General features: G+C 71.6%; 14 protein-coding genes. 6 read left to right on the forward strand and 8 right to left on the reverse strand.

Annotated features, from left to right (window positions below):
- Nucleotides 1-41 precede the first annotated feature (41 nt).
- Genes D3105_RS07010 through D3105_RS07025 form a run of 4 tightly spaced genes read left to right on the forward strand, consistent with a single transcriptional unit; the run spans nucleotide 42 to nucleotide 2,820 of the window.
- Nucleotides 42-1,457 (forward strand): cellulase family glycosylhydrolase, encoded by a 1,416-nt coding sequence (locus D3105_RS07010; RefSeq protein WP_118901047.1) that lies wholly within the window; start codon nucleotides 42-44, stop codon nucleotides 1,455-1,457.
- Nucleotides 1,435-1,974 carry a GNAT family N-acetyltransferase gene (locus D3105_RS07015; protein ID WP_118901049.1) on the forward strand — a complete coding sequence of 180 codons (540 nt, stop codon included), beginning with the start codon at nucleotides 1,435-1,437 and terminating at the stop codon, nucleotides 1,972-1,974. Before D3105_RS07010 ends, D3105_RS07015 begins: the two co-directional genes overlap by 23 nt.
- 31 nt (nucleotides 1,975-2,005) lie before the next feature.
- Complete coding sequence (locus D3105_RS07020) at nucleotides 2,006-2,215, forward strand: helix-turn-helix domain-containing protein (RefSeq protein ID WP_030579617.1); 210 nt, start codon at nucleotides 2,006-2,008, stop codon at nucleotides 2,213-2,215.
- Nucleotides 2,215-2,820, forward strand: coding sequence for a Clp protease N-terminal domain-containing protein (locus tag D3105_RS07025; protein ID WP_118901051.1), 606 nt, complete (start codon nucleotides 2,215-2,217; stop codon nucleotides 2,818-2,820). The genes D3105_RS07020 and D3105_RS07025 overlap by 1 nt, the downstream gene beginning before the upstream one ends.
- Nucleotides 2,821-2,848: 28 nt before the next feature.
- Here D3105_RS07025 and D3105_RS07030 read toward each other — a convergent pair whose 3' ends face one another.
- Both D3105_RS07030 and D3105_RS07035 read right to left on the reverse strand, forming a co-directional pair.
- Nucleotides 2,849-3,892: a PadR family transcriptional regulator gene (locus D3105_RS07030; protein WP_118901053.1), complete on the reverse strand. Its 1,044-nt coding sequence runs from the start codon at nucleotides 3,890-3,892 to the stop codon at nucleotides 2,849-2,851.
- A 1-nt stretch (nucleotide 3,893) separates the two neighbouring features.
- Nucleotides 3,894-4,751, reverse strand: coding sequence for a DUF4097 family beta strand repeat-containing protein (locus D3105_RS07035; protein ID WP_165890974.1), 858 nt, complete (start codon nucleotides 4,749-4,751; stop codon nucleotides 3,894-3,896).
- A gap of 187 nt (nucleotides 4,752-4,938) precedes the next feature.
- On the opposite strand from D3105_RS07035, the gene D3105_RS07040 reads away from it, so the two are divergent.
- On the forward strand, nucleotides 4,939-5,763 hold the full coding sequence (locus D3105_RS07040) for a hypothetical protein (RefSeq protein ID WP_118901059.1): 825 nt from the start codon (nucleotides 4,939-4,941) through the stop codon (nucleotides 5,761-5,763).
- Nucleotides 5,764-5,801: 38 nt separating this feature from the next.
- Here the strand turns inward: D3105_RS07040 and D3105_RS07045 are convergent, their stop codons facing one another.
- From D3105_RS07045 to D3105_RS07065, 5 genes are all read right to left on the reverse strand, one after another.
- On the reverse strand, nucleotides 5,802-5,987 hold the full coding sequence (locus D3105_RS07045) for a DUF6104 family protein (RefSeq protein WP_010061466.1): 186 nt from the start codon (nucleotides 5,985-5,987) through the stop codon (nucleotides 5,802-5,804).
- Between the two features lie 90 nt (nucleotides 5,988-6,077).
- Nucleotides 6,078-9,896 (reverse strand): multifunctional oxoglutarate decarboxylase/oxoglutarate dehydrogenase thiamine pyrophosphate-binding subunit/dihydrolipoyllysine-residue succinyltransferase subunit, encoded by a 3,819-nt coding sequence (locus tag D3105_RS07050; RefSeq protein ID WP_165890975.1) that lies wholly within the window; start codon nucleotides 9,894-9,896, stop codon nucleotides 6,078-6,080.
- Nucleotides 9,897-10,178: 282 nt separating this feature from the next.
- Nucleotides 10,179-11,255 (reverse strand): HAMP domain-containing sensor histidine kinase, encoded by a 1,077-nt coding sequence (locus D3105_RS07055; protein WP_118901063.1) that lies wholly within the window; start codon nucleotides 11,253-11,255, stop codon nucleotides 10,179-10,181.
- On the reverse strand, nucleotides 11,252-11,989 hold the full coding sequence (locus D3105_RS07060) for a response regulator transcription factor (RefSeq protein WP_006127534.1): 738 nt from the start codon (nucleotides 11,987-11,989) through the stop codon (nucleotides 11,252-11,254). The genes D3105_RS07055 and D3105_RS07060 overlap by 4 nt, the downstream gene beginning before the upstream one ends.
- A gap of 234 nt (nucleotides 11,990-12,223) precedes the next feature.
- Complete coding sequence (locus D3105_RS07065; protein ID WP_118901065.1) at nucleotides 12,224-12,943, reverse strand: spermidine synthase; 720 nt, start codon at nucleotides 12,941-12,943, stop codon at nucleotides 12,224-12,226.
- 270 nt (nucleotides 12,944-13,213) lie between these two features.
- Between D3105_RS07065 and lon the strand changes: the two genes are divergently transcribed.
- The gene (gene lon, locus D3105_RS07070) at nucleotides 13,214-15,634 is read left to right on the forward strand and encodes an endopeptidase La (protein WP_118901068.1); all 2,421 of its coding nucleotides are present in this window, start codon (nucleotides 13,214-13,216) and stop codon (nucleotides 15,632-15,634) included.
- A gap of 93 nt (nucleotides 15,635-15,727) precedes the next feature.
- Here lon and D3105_RS07075 read toward each other — a convergent pair whose 3' ends face one another.
- Nucleotides 15,728-16,480, reverse strand: coding sequence for a polysaccharide deacetylase family protein (locus D3105_RS07075; protein WP_206272674.1), 753 nt, complete (start codon nucleotides 16,478-16,480; stop codon nucleotides 15,728-15,730).
- Between the last annotated feature and the right edge of the window lie 65 nt (nucleotides 16,481-16,545).

Consider the following 16,545-nt stretch of genomic DNA (forward strand, 5'->3'; position numbering starts at 1 on the left):
TTACTGATGGGATGCCGCCCATGCGAATGGGCAGAGCACTCATGGCAGTTGTCGTCGCGTCCGTGCTCGCGGCGGGGGCCCTCGCCCCCGCCGCCTCGGCGCGCCCCGCACCCGTCTCCCCGTCCTCGTACGAACGCGCCATTCCGCCCCTCACCGACGACCGCGGACGCACCCTCACCCTGCGCGGCTGGAACGTCGAGGACAAGGCGAACCGCGGCGAGGACGCCCTCACCGCCATCAGCGAACGGCACTTCCGCGACCTGCGGGCGAACGGCTTCAACTTCGCCCGGCTCCTGGTCTTCTGGGACGACCTGGAGCCCCGGCGCGGCCAGTACAGCGCGCGTTACCTCCACAAGATCGAACGCATCCTGGACTGGGCCCACAAGCACCGCGTCCACGTCCTCATCGACGCCCACCAGGACGTCTTCGGGCCCGCGTTCGGCCACCGCGGCATTCCGGCATGGGCCACCAGAACCGACGGGCTGCCGTTCACCCCGAACCCCGACGACTGGTTCTCGGAGTACTTCCAGCCCGCCGTGCAGCGGGCCTTCACCCACCTCTACGAGGATCCCGACCTGCAACGTGCCCAGGCCGCGATGTGGCAGGTCCTCGCCGACCGTTTCGGCCGGCACCCCGCCGTCATCGGCTACGACCTGATCAACGAGCCCATGGGGGAGCTGAGGGAGGGCGAGGACCTGCCGACCGCCGCCCGCCGCATCGAGGCCGAGCACCTCACGCCCATGTACAACCGGCTCGCCCGCGCAGTCCGGGCGAAGGACCGCGACACCTGGATCTTTGTCGAGCCGACCCCCATCGTCGGCGAGGGCGTGCCCACCGGGCTGGGCCGGATCAAGGACAGCCGGACCGTGTACGCCCCGCACTTCTACAACACCGCCATGGAGGCGGGCGCCGACTACGACCCGGACGCGGGCTGGATCGAGGCGTACGAGGCCGCCGTCACCGCCTACCCGGCCCGCCACCGGATGCCCGTGGTCGTGGGGGAGTGGGGGCCGCTCAACAACTCCCTTCCCAACATGGGCCGCTTCTACCGCGAGGCCGTCGCCTCCCTGGACCGCTACAGCTCCGGCTGGGCGGGGTACGTCTGGTGCTACGGCGGCGGCTACTGCGCCGTCGACGAGCGCGGCCGCTTCCGTACGAACAAGGAGCAGACCGCCACCCCGTACGCCCCGGCCGTCGCGGGGACCGTCCGCTCCGACACGTACGACGCGGGCACCCGCACCTACCGTCTCGCCTACCGGTCCGCCGCCCGGCCCGGGGTGACGGAGCTGTCCCTGCCGCCCGCGCCCAGGGGCTGGCGTGTCACCGTCACCGGACGTGCTCACGTCCTCGGCTCCTCGTCGCGCGGCGGCCGGCCGGTCGTTCTCGCGTGGCCCGGGAGTGAAGTGGTCGTGACCGTGCGGGAAGCTGGGCCGCATGGACGAACTGACCACCCCTGAAGGGTTCCTGCTGCGCCCCTGGCTGCCCGACGACGCCTCGGCGGTGCTCCGCGCCTTCGCCCCGGCCGAGATGGACCGCCAGACGGACCGGCCCGTGGACGACCGGTCCGGGGCGCTGGCCTGGATCGCGGAACGCGCGCGCGAACGAGGGGCGCGCACCGGCTACTCCTGGGCCGTCGTGGGGGAGGAGGGCGAGGCCCTCGGCTGCGTGGCGCTCAACGTCGTCAACCGGACGCACGACAGCGGCTGGGTCTCCTACTGGACCACCGAATCCGCCCGCGGCCGGGGCGTCGCCCCGGCCGGCGTGCGGGCCCTCGCGCGCTGGGCCTTCGACGAGCTCGGGCTGTACCGGCTGGAGCTGGGCCACCGCACCGACAACGTCGCCTCCTGCCGGGTCGCGACCCGGTCCGGCTTCGCGCCCGAGGGCATCGAGCGGGCCAAGCTGCGGTACGGCCGGGTCCGGTACGACGTCGAGCGGCACGCGCGCCTCGCCGACGATGATGTCAACGTTGATTGACGGGGCTGGGGTGTCAATGTAGGTTGACATCATGACCGAAGCAACGGATCTGGCCGCGCGCGCCGGTGACCGTGACCCGCGCGTCGGGCTGCGGGCGGTGGCCGCGCTGCGGCGGCTGCTGGAGCAGCTCGAAGCCGTACAAGTCACCAGCGCCCGGGCTCAGGGCTGGTCGTGGCAGGAGATCGCCGCCGAGCTGGGCGTCAGCCGGCAGGCCGTGCACAAGAAGTACGGGAGGCGTTGATGTTCGAGCGATTCACCCGAGGGGCCCGCGCCACCGTGAAGGGCGCCGTGGCCCAGGCCGAGCGGGCCGGGGCCGGCTCGGTCACCGAGGAACACCTGCTGCTCGCGCTGCTGGAACAGGAGGGCGGCCGGGCCGCGTTCGCCGTCACCGCCCTCGGCCTCCACGACCGCCGCGCCTCCCTGTACGCCGCCTTCGCCGAGGCCCGCCGCCGCGGTGGCCTGACCAGGGCCGACACCGACGCCCTCGCCGGCATCGGGATCGACCTCGGCGCGATCGTCTCCCGCGTCGAGGGGGCCCACGGCGAAGGGGCCCTGGACGCCGACCGCCGCGGCCGCCGGTGGTGGTGGTCCGGGCACCGCCCCTTCACCCCGGGGGCGAAGGCCGTGCTGGAGAACTCGCTCCGGGTGGCCCTCGGCCGAGGCGACCGGTTCATCGGCGAGGAGCACCTGCTCCTGGCCCTCACCGCGAAGCCCGGAGTCGTCGCCGACGTCCTCGCCGAGCACGGTGCGACCTGCACGGCCGTGCAGCGCGCGCTCTACGGCTCCGTCGCCGACGGGGACGGCGGGGGAGACGACGCGGGCCAGGGGCACGCCCAGGCGGGGTGAGAGTGGGGTGGGGCTCCTGCCCCCACGCTCAGGCCTGCTTGCCGTCCTCCTTCGTCAGCAGCGCCTCGATCCGCGCCGCCGCCTCGCCCAGATGGCGGCGGGCCTCCGCGAGCCGTGCCTCCGTCACCCCGTGATCGCGCGCCGTGTCCCGGATGCCGTCGCGGAACCGGTCCAGCAGACGGTCCAGATCGCGCACCGGGTCGCCGGTCGTCGGCACGTCCTGCCCCCAGTCCGCGCCGGGGGCCGGATCCTGGACGGGCGGGGCGGTCTCCGGCTCGGGCTTGCCGAACGGAGGCCAGGCGCCGGATCGGGCGAAGCCGCCGAGCTGGCCGGTGATCTCCGCGAGACCTTCCCGTACGCCGGAGGGCCAGTCGCCCCGGGCGAAGTGCTCCTGCACCTGGCGGGCGGCGGTCTGCATCTGCTCCCGCGCCTTCTCCTGGGCCTCCTTGGCCTGGCGGCGGGCCTGCTGGGCGTCCTCGCGGGCGCGCCGGGACTCGTCCTTCGCCCGGCGGGCCTGCTCCTTCCACTCCTGCTTGGCCCGGCGCAGCTCCTCCTTCGCCGTGCGCCACGCCTCGCTGTCGCCGAAGTCGCCCAGATTGCCGAAGTCGCCGAAGTCACCGAAGGGGGAGGAGGGCTCGCCCTTCGCCTTTCCGGTCCCGGTCCCGGGCCCCGCCTTCGTGCCGTGCCGGGACTCCGACGCCGCCGCCCGCATATCGCTGCGGAGCCGGCCCGCCGCGCCCCGGACGTCGTCGCGTATCTCGGCGGCCAGCTCGGAGAGCGAATCGCGGATCTCCAGCTCCAGGTCGGCCAGCTCGCCGCTGCGGCCCGCCAGCTCCTCGCGGCCGGCGTCGGTGATCGAGTAGACCTTGCGGCCGCCCTCGGTGGCATGGGTGACCAGGCCCTCGGCCTCCAGCTTGGCCAGCCGGGGGTAGACCGTGCCGGCGGACGGGGCGTAGAGGCCCTGGAAGCGCTCCTCCAGCAGGCGGATGATCTCGTAGCCGTGGCGCGGGGCCTCGTCCAGGAGCTTGAGGAGATACAGGCGCAGGCGGCCGTGGGCGAATACGGGGGGCATGTCAGAGAACCTTTCCGGTCGGCTCGGCGGCGTACGCGTCGTCCTCGGCGGGCGGCCTGCGCAGGAGGGCGATCGAACCGGACACGGTCGTCGCCCGCAGGGTCCCCGTCCCGGCGCCCAGCGTGCCGGTGATCTTCTTCGCGCCCCACTGCCCGCCGACCCGCAGGTCCTCGAAGGCGTTGGAGACGGTCCCGCTCGCGGTGTTCGCCTCGACCCTGGCGTCCGCCGGGTGCGGAAGCCGGATCGCGATCTCACCGGACACCGTGGTCAGCCGGATGTCCGTGGGCCTCCCGGACGGGTCGACGTCCAGCACCATGTCACCGCTGACCGACTCGGCCCGGACCGAGGACCCCGCGCCGTCGATCACCGTCAGATCACCGGCCACGGACTGGAAGCGCAGGTCCCCCGTGACGCCCTGGGCCTCCAGGCTGCCCGACACCGACTCCCCGCGCACCGCGCCCGCCAGTCCGACGAGCGTGGAGTCCCCCGTGATACCTCGGACCTCGGTGCGGCCGGCGATGCCGGAGACGACGGCCCCCGCGCCGATCACGCCGACCTCGACCGAGGCCGTGGTGGGCACGACGAGCGAGACGACGGCGCTGCGGCGGCGGCCCTTGGGGTCGAGCCAGCGCAGGAGGTCCTGCCAGGGAAGATCCTCGTACGCCACGGTGAGCCGGCCGTCCTCCTGGGTCACGATCAGCGGCGGCCCCTCGATCGCGGAGACCTCCAGCCGGGCGCCCGGCTCACCGGTCCCGACCACGTTGACCGTGCCGTCGACGATACGGACCTGGAGCGCCGTCACCGGATCGTCGAAGGAGAGCTTCCGCGGCTCATCGATGGTCCATGTCGACACAGGCATGGATGTGACCTCCCGGGAAGCGTGGCAACGCAACATATCGCGTCTCGTGAAGAACACGATATATCGCGGATAGGGGAAGTCAAGGGATGGAGCCGAGGGGGAGGTCGGGGGAGGTGCGGCCCGACGGCGGTCAGCGCCATGCCTGCAACGCGATCAAATGTGGGCATATTGCCCTAGCGTATGAGCCATGAACGCGACATCCACCGGGGCTCTCCTGCTCTGCCGGGCCGACCCCGAGACCGTACGGCCGCTCGCCCACCTGCTGCGCGAGCAGATGCTGCTGATCCGCGCGGGCGAGGAGTGGAGTGTGCTCGTCCCGGAGGGCAAGCCCTGGCGGGCCGGGGGAGCGGAGCAGGACGCCGAGCCGGTCGACCGGGTCCTCGGCGGCTGGGCCACCGCACTCGCCGTCGGCTCCACCTGGCCGGTGCTCGCCCTGTGGTGGGACGCCGACCGGGCCGGATACACCCTCGCCGCGGGATTCCGCCGGCCCGTGGGCTACGTCTGGCTGACCGACGGCACCCCGGTGGGCGAGGACGAGGCCATGCGCACCTTCGCCGCCCGGCTCGGCCTCGACCCGGTGCTGGACGTCCAGGCGCTGGAGCAGCTGACCCGCCCCGATCCGGAGGCGGACGCGGAAGCCCGGTTGCGTGGACTGCTCGCCGTCCTCACCGGCACCGGACTGGTCCTGCCCGCCGGACTCTCCCCGGGCGAGAGCGCCGACCGGCTGCGCAGCGTCGCGGCGGTGCAGCGCCAGGTGGACCGTGTCGAGTGGGCCGGCTGGCGCGATGCCGTACGGGTCGAACTGGAGGCGGTCGAGAGCAGCCGGGTCGGCCCGTGGGTACGCGGCCCCCGTGCCCGGGCCGTCGCCGCCGTCCAGCTCGCGGCCGGGCTTCCGCTCCTGCTCTGGGGCGCGCGACGCCGCAGCGGCGGCTGGGCGGCGGCCGGGGCGGTGCTGCTGGCGCAGGGCGCGCTGGGGCTCCTCTACGAGCGGGCCAGGGCGGGCACTTCCTAGGGACCGACGATCAGGCCCCGAGGATCAGGCCTCAAAGGTCACTCGTCCTCGTCGTCCTCGTCGTCCAGCCGGGCCAGCCAGGTCGCCAGGCGCTCGACGGGCACCTCGAAGTCGGGGTTGAGATCGACGAACGTCCGCAGCTGCTCGGCGAGCCACTCGAAGGTGACCTCCTCCTCGCCGCGCCGCTTCTCCAGTTCCTCGATGCCACGGTCGGTGAAGTACATGGGAGAAGGATATCCAGCGGGGAAACGCCGGGGACCCGGCCCCGCGACAAGCGCGGAACCGGGTCCCCGGATGGTTCAGTTGCGCGGTCCTCAGGCCTCGAAGACCTCGTTGACCAGCTGCGTCTGCTCCGCCTGGTGACGCTTGGCCGAGCCGACCGCCGGGGACGAGCCGTGCGGCCGCGAGATGCGGCGCAGGCGCTCGCCGTGCGGCACGTCCGCGCCGACCGCGAGGTCCAGGTGGTCGATCAGGTTGAGCGCGATGAACGGCCACGCACCCTGGTTCGCCGGCTCCTCCTGCGCCCACAGGTACTTCTCGGCGTTCGGGTACTTCGCGATCTCGGCCTGGATCTCCGCACCCGGCAGCGGGTACAGCCGCTCCAGCCGGATGATCGCGGTCTCCGTGTCGCCCCGCTTCTCCCGCTCGGCGTCCAGGTCGTAGTACAGCTTGCCCGAGACGAAGACGACCTTGCGGACGTCCTCGGCCTTGACCGACGCGTCGCCGATCACCGGGCGGAAGCCGCCGGAGGTGAACTCCTCGATGGACGAGGCCGCCGCCTTCAGACGCAGCATCGACTTCGGGGTGAAGACGATGAGCGGCTTGTGGTGCGGGTTGTGCACCTGCCAGCGCAGCAGGTGGAAGTAGTTCGACGGCAGGGTCGGCATCGCGACCGTCATGTTGTCCTGCGCGCACATCTGGAGGAAGCGCTCCGGGCGGGCGGACGAGTGGTCCGGGCCCTGGCCCTCGTAGCCGTGCGGCAGGAGCAGCGTGACGCCGGAGGTCTGGCCCCACTTCTGCTCGGCCGAGGAGATGAACTCGTCCACGACGGTCTGTGCGCCGTTGACGAAGTCACCGAACTGGGCCTCCCAGATGACCAGCGACTCCGGACGGGCCAGCGAGTAGCCGTACTCGAAGCCCATCGCCGCGTACTCGCTGAGCAGCGAGTCGTAGACGTTGTACCGGGCCTGGTCGTCCGCCAGGTACAGCAGCGGGGTGTAGTCCTCGCCGGTGACCTGGTCGACCAGGACCGCGTGACGCTGGCCGAACGTGCCGCGGCGGCTGTCCTGACCGGCGAGCCGGACCGGGGTGCCCTCCATCAGCAGCGAACCGATGGCCAGGGTCTCGCCCATGCCCCAGTCGATCGTGGCGTTCTCCACCGAGGCGGCACGGCGCTGCATCTGCGGCAGCAGACGCGGGTGCACGGTGATCGACTCGGGGATGTTGACCTGGGACTCGGCGATCCGCTTGACGACCTCGGCGGAGACCGCCGTCTCGACGGCCACCGGGAACGCGGCCTGCGGCTCCGGGACGTGCGGCGATGCCGGCTGCGAGGTGGCCTCGCGGACCTCCGCGAACACCTTCTCCAGCTGACCCTGGAAGTCCTGGAGCGCCTGCTCCGCCTCTTCCAGCGTGATGTCGCCGCGACCGATGAGGGACTCGGTGTAGAGCTTGCGCACCGAGCGCTTCTTGTCGATCAGGGTGTACATCTGCGGGTTGGTGAACTCCGGGTTGTCGCCCTCGTTGTGACCGCGGCGGCGGTAGCAGATGAGGTCGATCACGACGTCCTTGTTGAACGCCTGCCGGAACTCGAAGGCGAGCCGCGCGACGCGGACCACGGCCTCCGGGTCGTCGCCGTTGACGTGGATGATCGGCGCCTCGATCATGCGCGCCACGTCGGTGGCGTACATCGAGGAGCGCGAGGACTCCGGGGCGGCGGTGAAGCCGACCTGGTTGTTGATCACCACGTGCACGGTGCCGCCGGTGCGGTAGCCGCGCAGCTGCGACATGTTGAGCGTCTCGGCGACGACGCCCTGGCCCGCGAAGGCCGCGTCGCCGTGGAGCGCGATCGGCAGGACCGTGAAGTCCGTGCCGCCCTTGTTGATGATGTCCTGCTTGGCGCGGGCGATGCCCTCCAGGACCGGGTCGACCGCCTCCAGGTGCGAGGGGTTGGCGGCCAGCGAGACCTTGATCTGCTCGCCGTCCAGACCGGTGAAGGTGCCCTCGGCGCCCAGGTGGTACTTGACGTCGCCGGAGCCGTGCATCGAGCGCGGGTCGAGGTTGCCCTCGAACTCGCGGAAGATCTGCGCGTACGACTTGCCGACGATGTTCGCCAGGACGTTCAGGCGGCCGCGGTGCGCCATGCCGATGACGACCTCGTCGAGGCGGGCCTCGGCGGCGGAGTCGATGACCGCGTCGAGCAGCGGGATGACGGACTCGCCGCCCTCCAGCGAGAACCGCTTCTGGCCGACGTACTTCGTCTGCAGGAAGGTCTCGAACGCCTCCGCGGCGTTCAGCCTGCGCAGGATGCGCAGCTGCTCCTCGCGCTCGGGCTTCGGGCGCGGGCGCTCGACCCGGTCCTGGAGCCACTTGCGCTGCTTCGGGTCCTGGATGTGCATGAACTCGATGCCGGTGGTGCGGCAGTACGACTCACGGAGCACACCGAGGATGTCGCGGAGCTTCATCATCGTCTTGCCGGCGAACCCGCCGACCGCGAAGTCCCGCTCCAGGTCCCACAGGGTGAGGCCGTGCTCGGTGATGTCCAGGTCGGGGTGCTTGCGCTGGTGGTACTCCAGCGGGTCGGTGTCGGCCATGACGTGGCCGCGGACCCGGTAGGAGTGGATCAGCTCGAAGACCCGCGCGGCCTTGGTGACGTCGTCGTCGTGCGAGGCGTCGATGTCCTTGAGCCAGCGGACCGGCTCGTAGGGGATGCGCAGCGCCTTGAAGATCTCGTCGTAGAACTCGTTCTCGCCGAGCAGCAGCTGGGAGAGGACGCGCAGGAACTCGCCGGAGGCGGCGCCCTGGATGACCCGGTGGTCGTAGGTCGACGTGAGCGTCATGACCTTCGAGATGCCGAGCTTGTTGAGGGTGTCCTGCGAGGTGCCCTGGAACTCCGCCGGGTAGTCCATCGCGCCGACGCCCATGATGAGGCCCTGACCGGGCATCAGGCGGGGCACCGAGTGGACGGTGCCGATGCCGCCGGGGTTGGTCAGCGAGGCGGTGACGCCGGTGAAGTCGTCCATGCCGAGCTTGCCGATGCGGGCGCGCCGGACGATGTCCTCGTACGCCTGCCAGAACTCGAAGAAGTTGAGCGTCTCGGCCTTCTTGATGGCCGCGACGACCAGCTGGCGGTCGCCGTTCGGCTTCACCAGGTCGATGGCCAGACCCAGGTTGACGTGCTCCGGCTTGACCAGGGTCGGCTTGCCGTCCTTCTCCGCGAAGGAGTAGTTCATCGACGGCATGGCCTTGAGGGCCTGCACCATCGCGTACCCGATGAGGTGCGTGAAGGAGATCTTCCCGCCGCGGGCGCGCTTGAGGTGGTTGTTGATGACGATGCGGTTGTCGAAGAGCAGCTTCACCGGGACCGCGCGGACGGACGTGGCCGTCGGCAGCTCCAGCGAGGCGTTCATGTTCTTCGCGACGGCGGCCGAGGGGCCGCGCAGCGTCACGTACTCCGGACCTGCCGGGGCCTCGGTGGACTCGTCCGCCTTGGGCTTGGCGGGCGCGGCAGCGGGCTTCGCGGCCGCGGGCTTCGCCGGGGCGGGCGCGGTCTTCGCCGGAGCCGGAGCGGCCTTGGCCGGGGCCGGCTGCGCGGGGGTGGCCGGAGCGGCGGCGGGCGCGGCCTTCGCCGGAGCCGGAGCGGCTGCCGGAGCGGGCGCGGCCGGGGCGGCGGCCTCGGTCACCGGGGCCCCCGAGGCCCCGGGAGCGGGCTTGTCCGCCGTGCCGGCGGCACCCGGCTTGTAGTCGGCGAAGAAGTCCCACCAGGCACGATCGACCGAACTGGGGTCCTGGAGGTACTGCTGGTAGATCTCGTCGACGAGCCATTCATTGGCGCCGAAAGCCGCGGCCGGGTTGGTGCCCGGGCTGGCTTGGTCGGTCGAGACGCTTGAGTTACTGGGGGACTGAGACGACACGGCGGCAACCGCCCTCTTCCGCTTCACAAGGTGATGGACAGCGGAAATCAAGGCTACGCCCCCCGAACCGTTCCTTGCAGGCCGGGCCGGTGCTTCGTCGTGCACATCACATCGAAGGGCGGGTTTCGGCGCAGGAAATGGCGGGAAACAAGCGAGGTTCCACTGCACTTCGGGTACGCAGGACCGTGGACACGGCCCTGCGACCGCATCCCCTTGAGGCCCCTTGCTGGCAGGGCACGTATGAACGTGCCCTTCCGGTTCGACCCTATGCCAACAAGAACGTCAACCGCGCTGCTCTGGGATCCCCGGGAGGGTGACCTGGATCCGGCAGCCCCTTACGGATTCGGCCACACCGATCCGGCCGCCGTGCAGATCGACCGCCCACCGGGCGATGGCGAGACCGAGGCCCGTACCGCCGTCGCTGCCCGGACCCTGCGGGGAGGGCGCCTGGCCCCGGTTGAACCGCTCGAAGACCCGGTGGCGCTCCGCCTCCGGGATGCCGGGCCCCTCATCGATGACTTCCAGCTCCAGTGACTCGGGGTAGGCCCCGCGCCGCGCCAGCACCGTCACCCGGCCGTGCGGCGGGCTGTGCTTGACCGCGTTGTCGATCAGGTTCGCGACCACCTGGTGCAGCCGCTCGGCGTCCGCGTGCGCGGTGAGCTCCGGCGGCGAGACGTCCAGATGCAGATGGACGTCCGTACGGGAGTGATTGCCCGAACCCGACGACAGGCGTCGCTGGGAGGCGGCGAGATTCGCCTCCTTCAGTACGCCCGACAGATACGGCCACACCTCGAAACGGCGTGCCTTGAGGGCGACGACCCCGTTGTCCAGGCGCGACAGGTCCAGCAGCGTCTCGACCAGTCGGCCGAGCCGCTCCGTCTGTTTCAGCGCCGTGCGCATCGTTTCCGGATCGGCGGCGGACACCCCGTCCACCACGTTCTCCAGCACGGCTCTGAGCGCCGCGATGGGCGTACGCAGCTCATGGCTGACATTGGCGACCAGCTCTTTTCGATGCCGGTCCTCCGCCTCCAGATCGTCCGCCATGCGGTTGATCGTCTGCGCCAGGTCGCCCAGCTCGTCCCGCCGCCCGGCGCCGCTCACCCGGCGCGTGTAGTCGCCGTGCGAGATCGACCGGGCCACCGCTCTCATCTCGTCCAGCGGCGCGGTCAGACCGTGCGCCACGAACTGGGTGATCAGCAGCGTGGCGATCACCGAGAAAACCGTGATGAAGCGGAACTCCGTACGGGTCCGCAGCGCGACGATCAGCAGCCCCGTGGTGATGAACACCGAGACCACGACGAGCGTGCCGAGCTTGGCCTTGATCGAGAAGGGCCGCAGTCCGGACCCTGGCCGGCTCATGGCGCGGGAGTCTCCAGGGCGTAGCCCACACCGTGCACGGTACGGATCCGCTCCGCACCGATCTTCCGGCGCAGCGCCTTGATGTGGCTGTCGACCGTACGGGTGCCCGAGGCGTCCGCCCAGTCCCACACCTCGGCCAGCAGTTGCTCCCGGGAGAGCACGGCGCGCGGGGTGTTGGCCAGGCACACCAGCAGGTCGAACTCGGTCGGCGTGAGGTGGACGTCCTCGGCGCGCACCCGGACCCGGCGCTGCGCGTGGTCGATCTCCAGCTCACCCAGACGCAGTATCCCGCTGCGCGGGGTGACGGCGGCGAGCGCCGCCCGCTCCACCCGGCGCAGCAGCACGTGGACCCGGGCGGCCAGCTCCCGCATGGAGAACGGCTTGGTCATGTAGTCGTCGGCGCCGACCCCGAGCCCGACCAGCATGTCGGTCTCGTCGTCGCGTGCGGTGAGCATCAGCACCGGCACCGGACGCGCCGCCTGCACCCGGCGGCAGACCTCCAGGCCGTCGAAGCCCGGAAGCATGATGTCGAGCACCATCAGGTCGGGCTGCCAGGCCTCGGCCGCGTCCACGGCCGCGGGGCCGTCCAGCGCGGTCTGCACCAGGAAGCCCTCCGCCCGCAGCCGGGCGGAAATGGCGTCGACGATCGTGGCGTCGTCCTCGACCACCAGCACCCGGCGCTGAGCCCCCGGGGTGGCCGCGACGCCGTTGTGGGTGGTGTGTGTCTGTTCCATCGCCCCGCCCCTGCCCGTTCTCGCGGGAGCCATTCCCCCGGAGGCACGGTCTTCGCTCGTGGTTTTCGTGGGTGATCCCGTGTGCCGGTCAGCAGCGTAAAGGCAGCGGAGGCCTCCCGGCTACGCAGGGTGTTGCCCCGAGGTCACGAGTTCGGGCCGGGCGGGCGGCCGGATCGTCTGCCTTGTGCCGGTTGACCCGTGCCGCCGCCGGGCCGCACATACCGGGAGGGGGGTTCAGCCGGCCCGGAGTGCGAGATGGACCACGTCGGGCACACCTCGGGCAACGGCCACTTCTTCCGTCCGAACCCCGCTGAACCCGGCATTCCGCAATGCCTGTTCGAAGGCGGGCGACGGCTGCGCGGACCATACGGCGAGCACGCCGCCCGGGTTCAGGCGGTCGTGGCAGTGCGCCAGACCGGCGGGGGAGTAGAGGCTTTCGTTGCCCTCCGTGACCGTCCAGTCGGGCCCGTTGTCGATGTCCAGGCAGAGCGCGTCGTAACGCTCCGTGGTGGTACGGAGGTGGGCGACCAGGTCCGTGGGCAGGATCCCGGTCCGGGGGTCGGCCAGCGCCGCTCCGGAGATCCGGTCCAGCGGCCCCTCCCGGTGCCAGTCCACGATCGCCTGCTCCCGCTCCACGACGACGATCCGCCCCCAGCGCTCCTCCTCGGCGGCCCGCACGAGGGAGAACCCGACGCCCAGGCCGCCGATGAGCACGGACGGGGCCGTCCGGCCGGCGGGCAGCGAGGCCAGTGCGACGTCGATCAGCAGCCGCTCGGAGCGCCCGTCGGAGGTGTCCATCAGGAAGCAGCCGTTGGCGATGATCTCGAAGTGCTCCCCGCGCTCGCGCAGGACGACCTCGCCGAAGGGCCCCTCCCGGCGGTCGAGGACGACGGGGGTGTCGGTGGAGCGCACAGGCAGCGAGTCCATCGGTTCGGGGGCGGTCGTCGCGGACATGATGCGGCTCTCCGGTATCCGGGCGTGGCGGTCGATGCCCGCCCATCCTGGCCCCCGGCGCGGGGCGAAGGCCAGCGCCTTTCCGGCTCCGGGGAGGGGAACAACTGCACGCCGTCGAGCGCTCCCGTACGGGGAGGGGCGCCCGGGAGCGAAGGGGCGCGGCGTACAGCGGGCGACCTGATCGCTCAGAGCGAACACCGTTCGGGGAACATTCGGCGACTCACAAGCATTGAGTCCACATAGCTCAACTTGCCTGCCGAAGGGGAGATCATGACTAACGAGTCCCAGGCGTTCACACCGATCGACCTGCCCGTGCTGCCGCTCGACGACGAGGTCGTCCTGCCCGGCATGGTGGTGCCGCTGGACCTGTCCGACACCGAGGTGCGCGCCGCCGTCGAGGCCGCGCAGGCCGCAGCCCGTCCCGGCGGCGGCAAGCCCCAGGTGCTGCTGGTCCCGCGGATCGACGGCACGTACACGGGGACCGGTGTCCTCGGCACCGTCGAGCAGGTCGGACGCCTGTCGGACGGCGACCCCGGCGCCCTCATCCGGGCCCGTGACCGGGTCCGCATCGGAGCCGGGACCAGCGGCCCCGGCCGGGCGCTCTGGGTGGAGGGGACCGTGCTGGAGACGGCCGCCCCCGACCCGCTGCCCGGATCCGCCGCCGAGCTGGTCAAGGAGTACAAGGCGCTCGCCACCAGCTGGCTGAAGAAGCGCGGCGCCTGGCAGGTCGTGGACCGGGTCCAGCAGATCGACGACGTCTCCGCGCTCGCCGACAACTCCGGATACTCGCCTTTCCTCTCCACCGCCCAGAAGGTCCAGCTCCTGGAGACCGTGGACCCGATCGCCCGGCTGAAGCTCGCCATCCAGTGGCTGAGCGAGCACCTCGCCGAGCAGGACGTGGCCGAGTCCATCGCCAAGGACGTCCAGGACGGCGTCGACAAGCAGCAGCGGGAGTTCCTGCTGCGCCGCCAGCTCGACGCCGTACGCAAGGAGCTCGCCGAGCTCAACGGCGATCCGGAGGACGAGTCCGACGACTACCGGGCCCGCGTCGAGGCCGCCGACCTGCCCGAGCACGTCCGCGAGGCCGCGCTCAAGGAGGTCGAGAAGCTGGAGCGGTCCAGCGACCAGTCCCCCGAGGGCTCCTGGATCCGCACCTGGCTGGACACCGTCCTCGAACTGCCCTGGACCGAGCGGACCGAGGACGCCTACGACATCCGCGGCGCCCAGGAGGTCCTGGACGCAGAGCACGCCGGCCTGGCCGACGTGAAGGAGCGCATCACCGAGTACCTCGCGGTGCGCAAGCGCCGTGCCGACCGGGGCCTCGGCGTCGTCGGCGGGCGGCGCGGCGGCGCGGTCCTCGCCCTCGTCGGCCCGCCCGGCGTCGGCAAGACCTCGCTCGGCGAGTCCGTCGCGCACGCCATGGGCCGCAAGTTCGTCCGCGTCGCGCTCGGCGGTGTCCGGGACGAGGCGGAGATCCGCGGCCACCGTCGTACGTACGTCGGCGCGCTCCCCGGCCGGATCGTGCGGGCCATCAAGGAGGCCGGTTCGATGAACCCGGTCGTCCTGCTCGACGAGATCGACAAGGTCGGCTCCGACTTCCGGGGCGACCCGGCCGCCGCCCTGCTCGAAGTCCTCGACCCCGCGCAGAACCACACCTTCCGCGACCACTACCTGGAGGTCGAGCTCGACCTCAGCGACGTGGTCTTCCTGGCCACGGCCAACGTGCTCGAAGCCATCCCGGAGGCCCTGCTCGACCGTATGGAGCTGGTCCGCCTCGACGGCTACACCGAGGACGAGAAGGTCGTCATCGCCCGGGACCACCTGCTCCCGCGCCAGCTGGAGCGGGCCGGTCTGGAGAAGGACGAGGTCGCCCTGGAGGAGTCGGCGCTGCGCAAGCTGGCCGGCGAGTACACCCGTGAGGCGGGCGTACGGAATCTGGAGCGGGCGGTCGCCCGGCTGCTCCGCAAGGTCGCGGCCCAGCACGAACTGGGTGACCGGGAGCTGCCGTTCACGGTGACGGACGCGGATCTGCGCGGCCTGATCGGGCGCCCGCACCACGTGCCCGAGTCCGCGCAGGACCCGGCCGAGCGCCGCACCGCGGTGCCGGGCGTGGCCACCGGGCTCGCGGTGACCGGGGCGGGCGGTGACGTCCTCTTCGTCGAGGCGTCGCTCGCCGACCCGGAGACCGGGGCGTCCGGACTGACCCTGACCGGTCAGCTCGGGGACGTCATGAAGGAGTCGGCGCAGATCGCGCTGAGCTTCCTGCGGTCGCACGGCGCGGAGCTGGAGCTGCCGGTAGCGGACCTCAAGGACCGGGGCGTGCACGTCCACTTCCCGGCGGGCGCGGTCCCCAAGGACGGCCCGAGCGCCGGCGTCACGCTGACGACCGCGCTGGCCTCGCTGCTCTCCGGACGCCTCGTCCGTACGGATGTGGCGATGACCGGTGAGGTGTCGCTGACCGGGCGGGTGCTGCCGATCGGCGGCGTCAAGCAGAAGCTGCTGGCCGCGCACCGGGCGGGCATCACGACCGTGGTGATCCCCCAGCGCAACGAGGCCGACCTGGACGACGTCCCGGCCGAGGTGCTGGAGAAGCTGGACGTCCGCCCGGTCACCGACGTCCGCCAGGTGCTGGAGATCGCCCTCGCCCCGGCCACGGCCAGGGCCGGGGAGCGGATCCCGGCCGCGGCCTGACCGCCGTACGCCGGCCCGGCTCGAACGGCCCGCTTCCCGCTGCGGCGGGGGCGGGCCGTTCCGCGTGCCAGGGACGTCGTTCCGGGGCATGGCTCAAGGGCGGTAGATCGTGCCCGGCTGCGGCTCGGCGGGGGCCATCAGCTCGGGGACGGTCACGAAGGTGTAGCCGTCCTTCTGGAGAGCGTCGATGATCCCGGGGACGGCGGGGACGGTGCCCTTGTAGATGTCGTGCAGCAGGATGACGCCGTCCTTGCTCGCCTGGTCCAGGATCCGCTTCTTGATCAGCGCGGAGTCGTTCGTCGAGTAGTCCTTGGCGGTGGCGCTCCACAGCACCTGGGAGAGCCCGAGGTCCTTGCTGATGTCCGAGACCGTGTCATCGGTGCGGCCCTGCGGCGGACGCATCAGCCGGGGCTTCTTGCCGGTGATCTTCTCGATGGCCACCTGGGTCTTCTCCAGCTCGGCCCGTATCTCGTCCGGCTTCCGGTCGGTCAGCACCTGGTGCGTCCAGGTGTGGTTGGCGACCTCGTGGCCCTCGTCCTCGATGCGCTGCACCACGTCGGGGTGCTTGACGACGTGGTGCTTGCCCAGCAGGAAGAAGGTGGCGTGCACCTTCTTCTCCTTGAGGATGTCCAGCAGCCTCGGCGTGTCCTCGCCCGGGCCCGCGTCGAAGGTCAGGGCGATGCACTTGGCCTTGCGGCAGTCGACCGGCCCGAACTCGCCCTTGGCGTCGGACGCCGCCTCCCCGCGTGCCGAACCGGGCGCGGTCGTCTCCATCGAGCAGCCGCTCAACGTCAGTGTGAGCGCCGTCACCATCGCCGCGGTCAACCCGATCCGGGGCAACGGCATCTTTCCGGGCACGACACATCACTCCTCTGTGCGGGAAATCCCGCACAGGTGTGCGGCACGACGAT

Origin of the sequence: Streptomyces globisporus, assembly GCF_003501885.1 — a bacterium.
In the GTDB taxonomy this organism is placed as follows: domain Bacteria; phylum Actinomycetota; class Actinomycetes; order Streptomycetales; family Streptomycetaceae; genus Streptomyces; species Streptomyces globisporus_D.

Excerpts from the sequence above, each read along its gene's own strand:
- D3105_RS07010 (WP_118901047.1), top strand. The coding sequence starts at position 42 with ATGGCAGTTGTCGTCGCGTCCGTGCTCGCGGCGGGGGCCCTCGCCCCC.
- D3105_RS07015 (WP_118901049.1), top strand. The coding sequence starts at position 1,435 with ATGGACGAACTGACCACCCCTGAAGGGTTCCTGCTGCGCCCCTGGCTG.
- D3105_RS07020 (WP_030579617.1), top strand. The coding sequence starts at position 2,006 with ATGACCGAAGCAACGGATCTGGCCGCGCGCGCCGGTGACCGTGACCCG.
- D3105_RS07025 (WP_118901051.1), top strand. The coding sequence starts at position 2,215 with ATGTTCGAGCGATTCACCCGAGGGGCCCGCGCCACCGTGAAGGGCGCC.
- D3105_RS07030 (WP_118901053.1), bottom strand. The coding sequence starts at position 3,892 with ATGCCCCCCGTATTCGCCCACGGCCGCCTGCGCCTGTATCTCCTCAAG.
- D3105_RS07035 (WP_165890974.1), bottom strand. The coding sequence starts at position 4,751 with ATGCCTGTGTCGACATGGACCATCGATGAGCCGCGGAAGCTCTCCTTC.
- D3105_RS07040 (WP_118901059.1), top strand. The coding sequence starts at position 4,939 with ATGAACGCGACATCCACCGGGGCTCTCCTGCTCTGCCGGGCCGACCCC.
- D3105_RS07045 (WP_010061466.1), bottom strand. The coding sequence starts at position 5,987 with ATGTACTTCACCGACCGTGGCATCGAGGAACTGGAGAAGCGGCGCGGC.
- D3105_RS07055 (WP_118901063.1), bottom strand. The coding sequence starts at position 11,255 with ATGAGCCGGCCAGGGTCCGGACTGCGGCCCTTCTCGATCAAGGCCAAG.
- D3105_RS07060 (WP_006127534.1), bottom strand. The coding sequence starts at position 11,989 with ATGGAACAGACACACACCACCCACAACGGCGTCGCGGCCACCCCGGGG.
- D3105_RS07065 (WP_118901065.1), bottom strand. The coding sequence starts at position 12,943 with ATGTCCGCGACGACCGCCCCCGAACCGATGGACTCGCTGCCTGTGCGC.
- lon (WP_118901068.1), top strand. The coding sequence starts at position 13,214 with ATGACTAACGAGTCCCAGGCGTTCACACCGATCGACCTGCCCGTGCTG.
- D3105_RS07075 (WP_206272674.1), bottom strand. The coding sequence starts at position 16,480 with ATGCCGTTGCCCCGGATCGGGTTGACCGCGGCGATGGTGACGGCGCTC.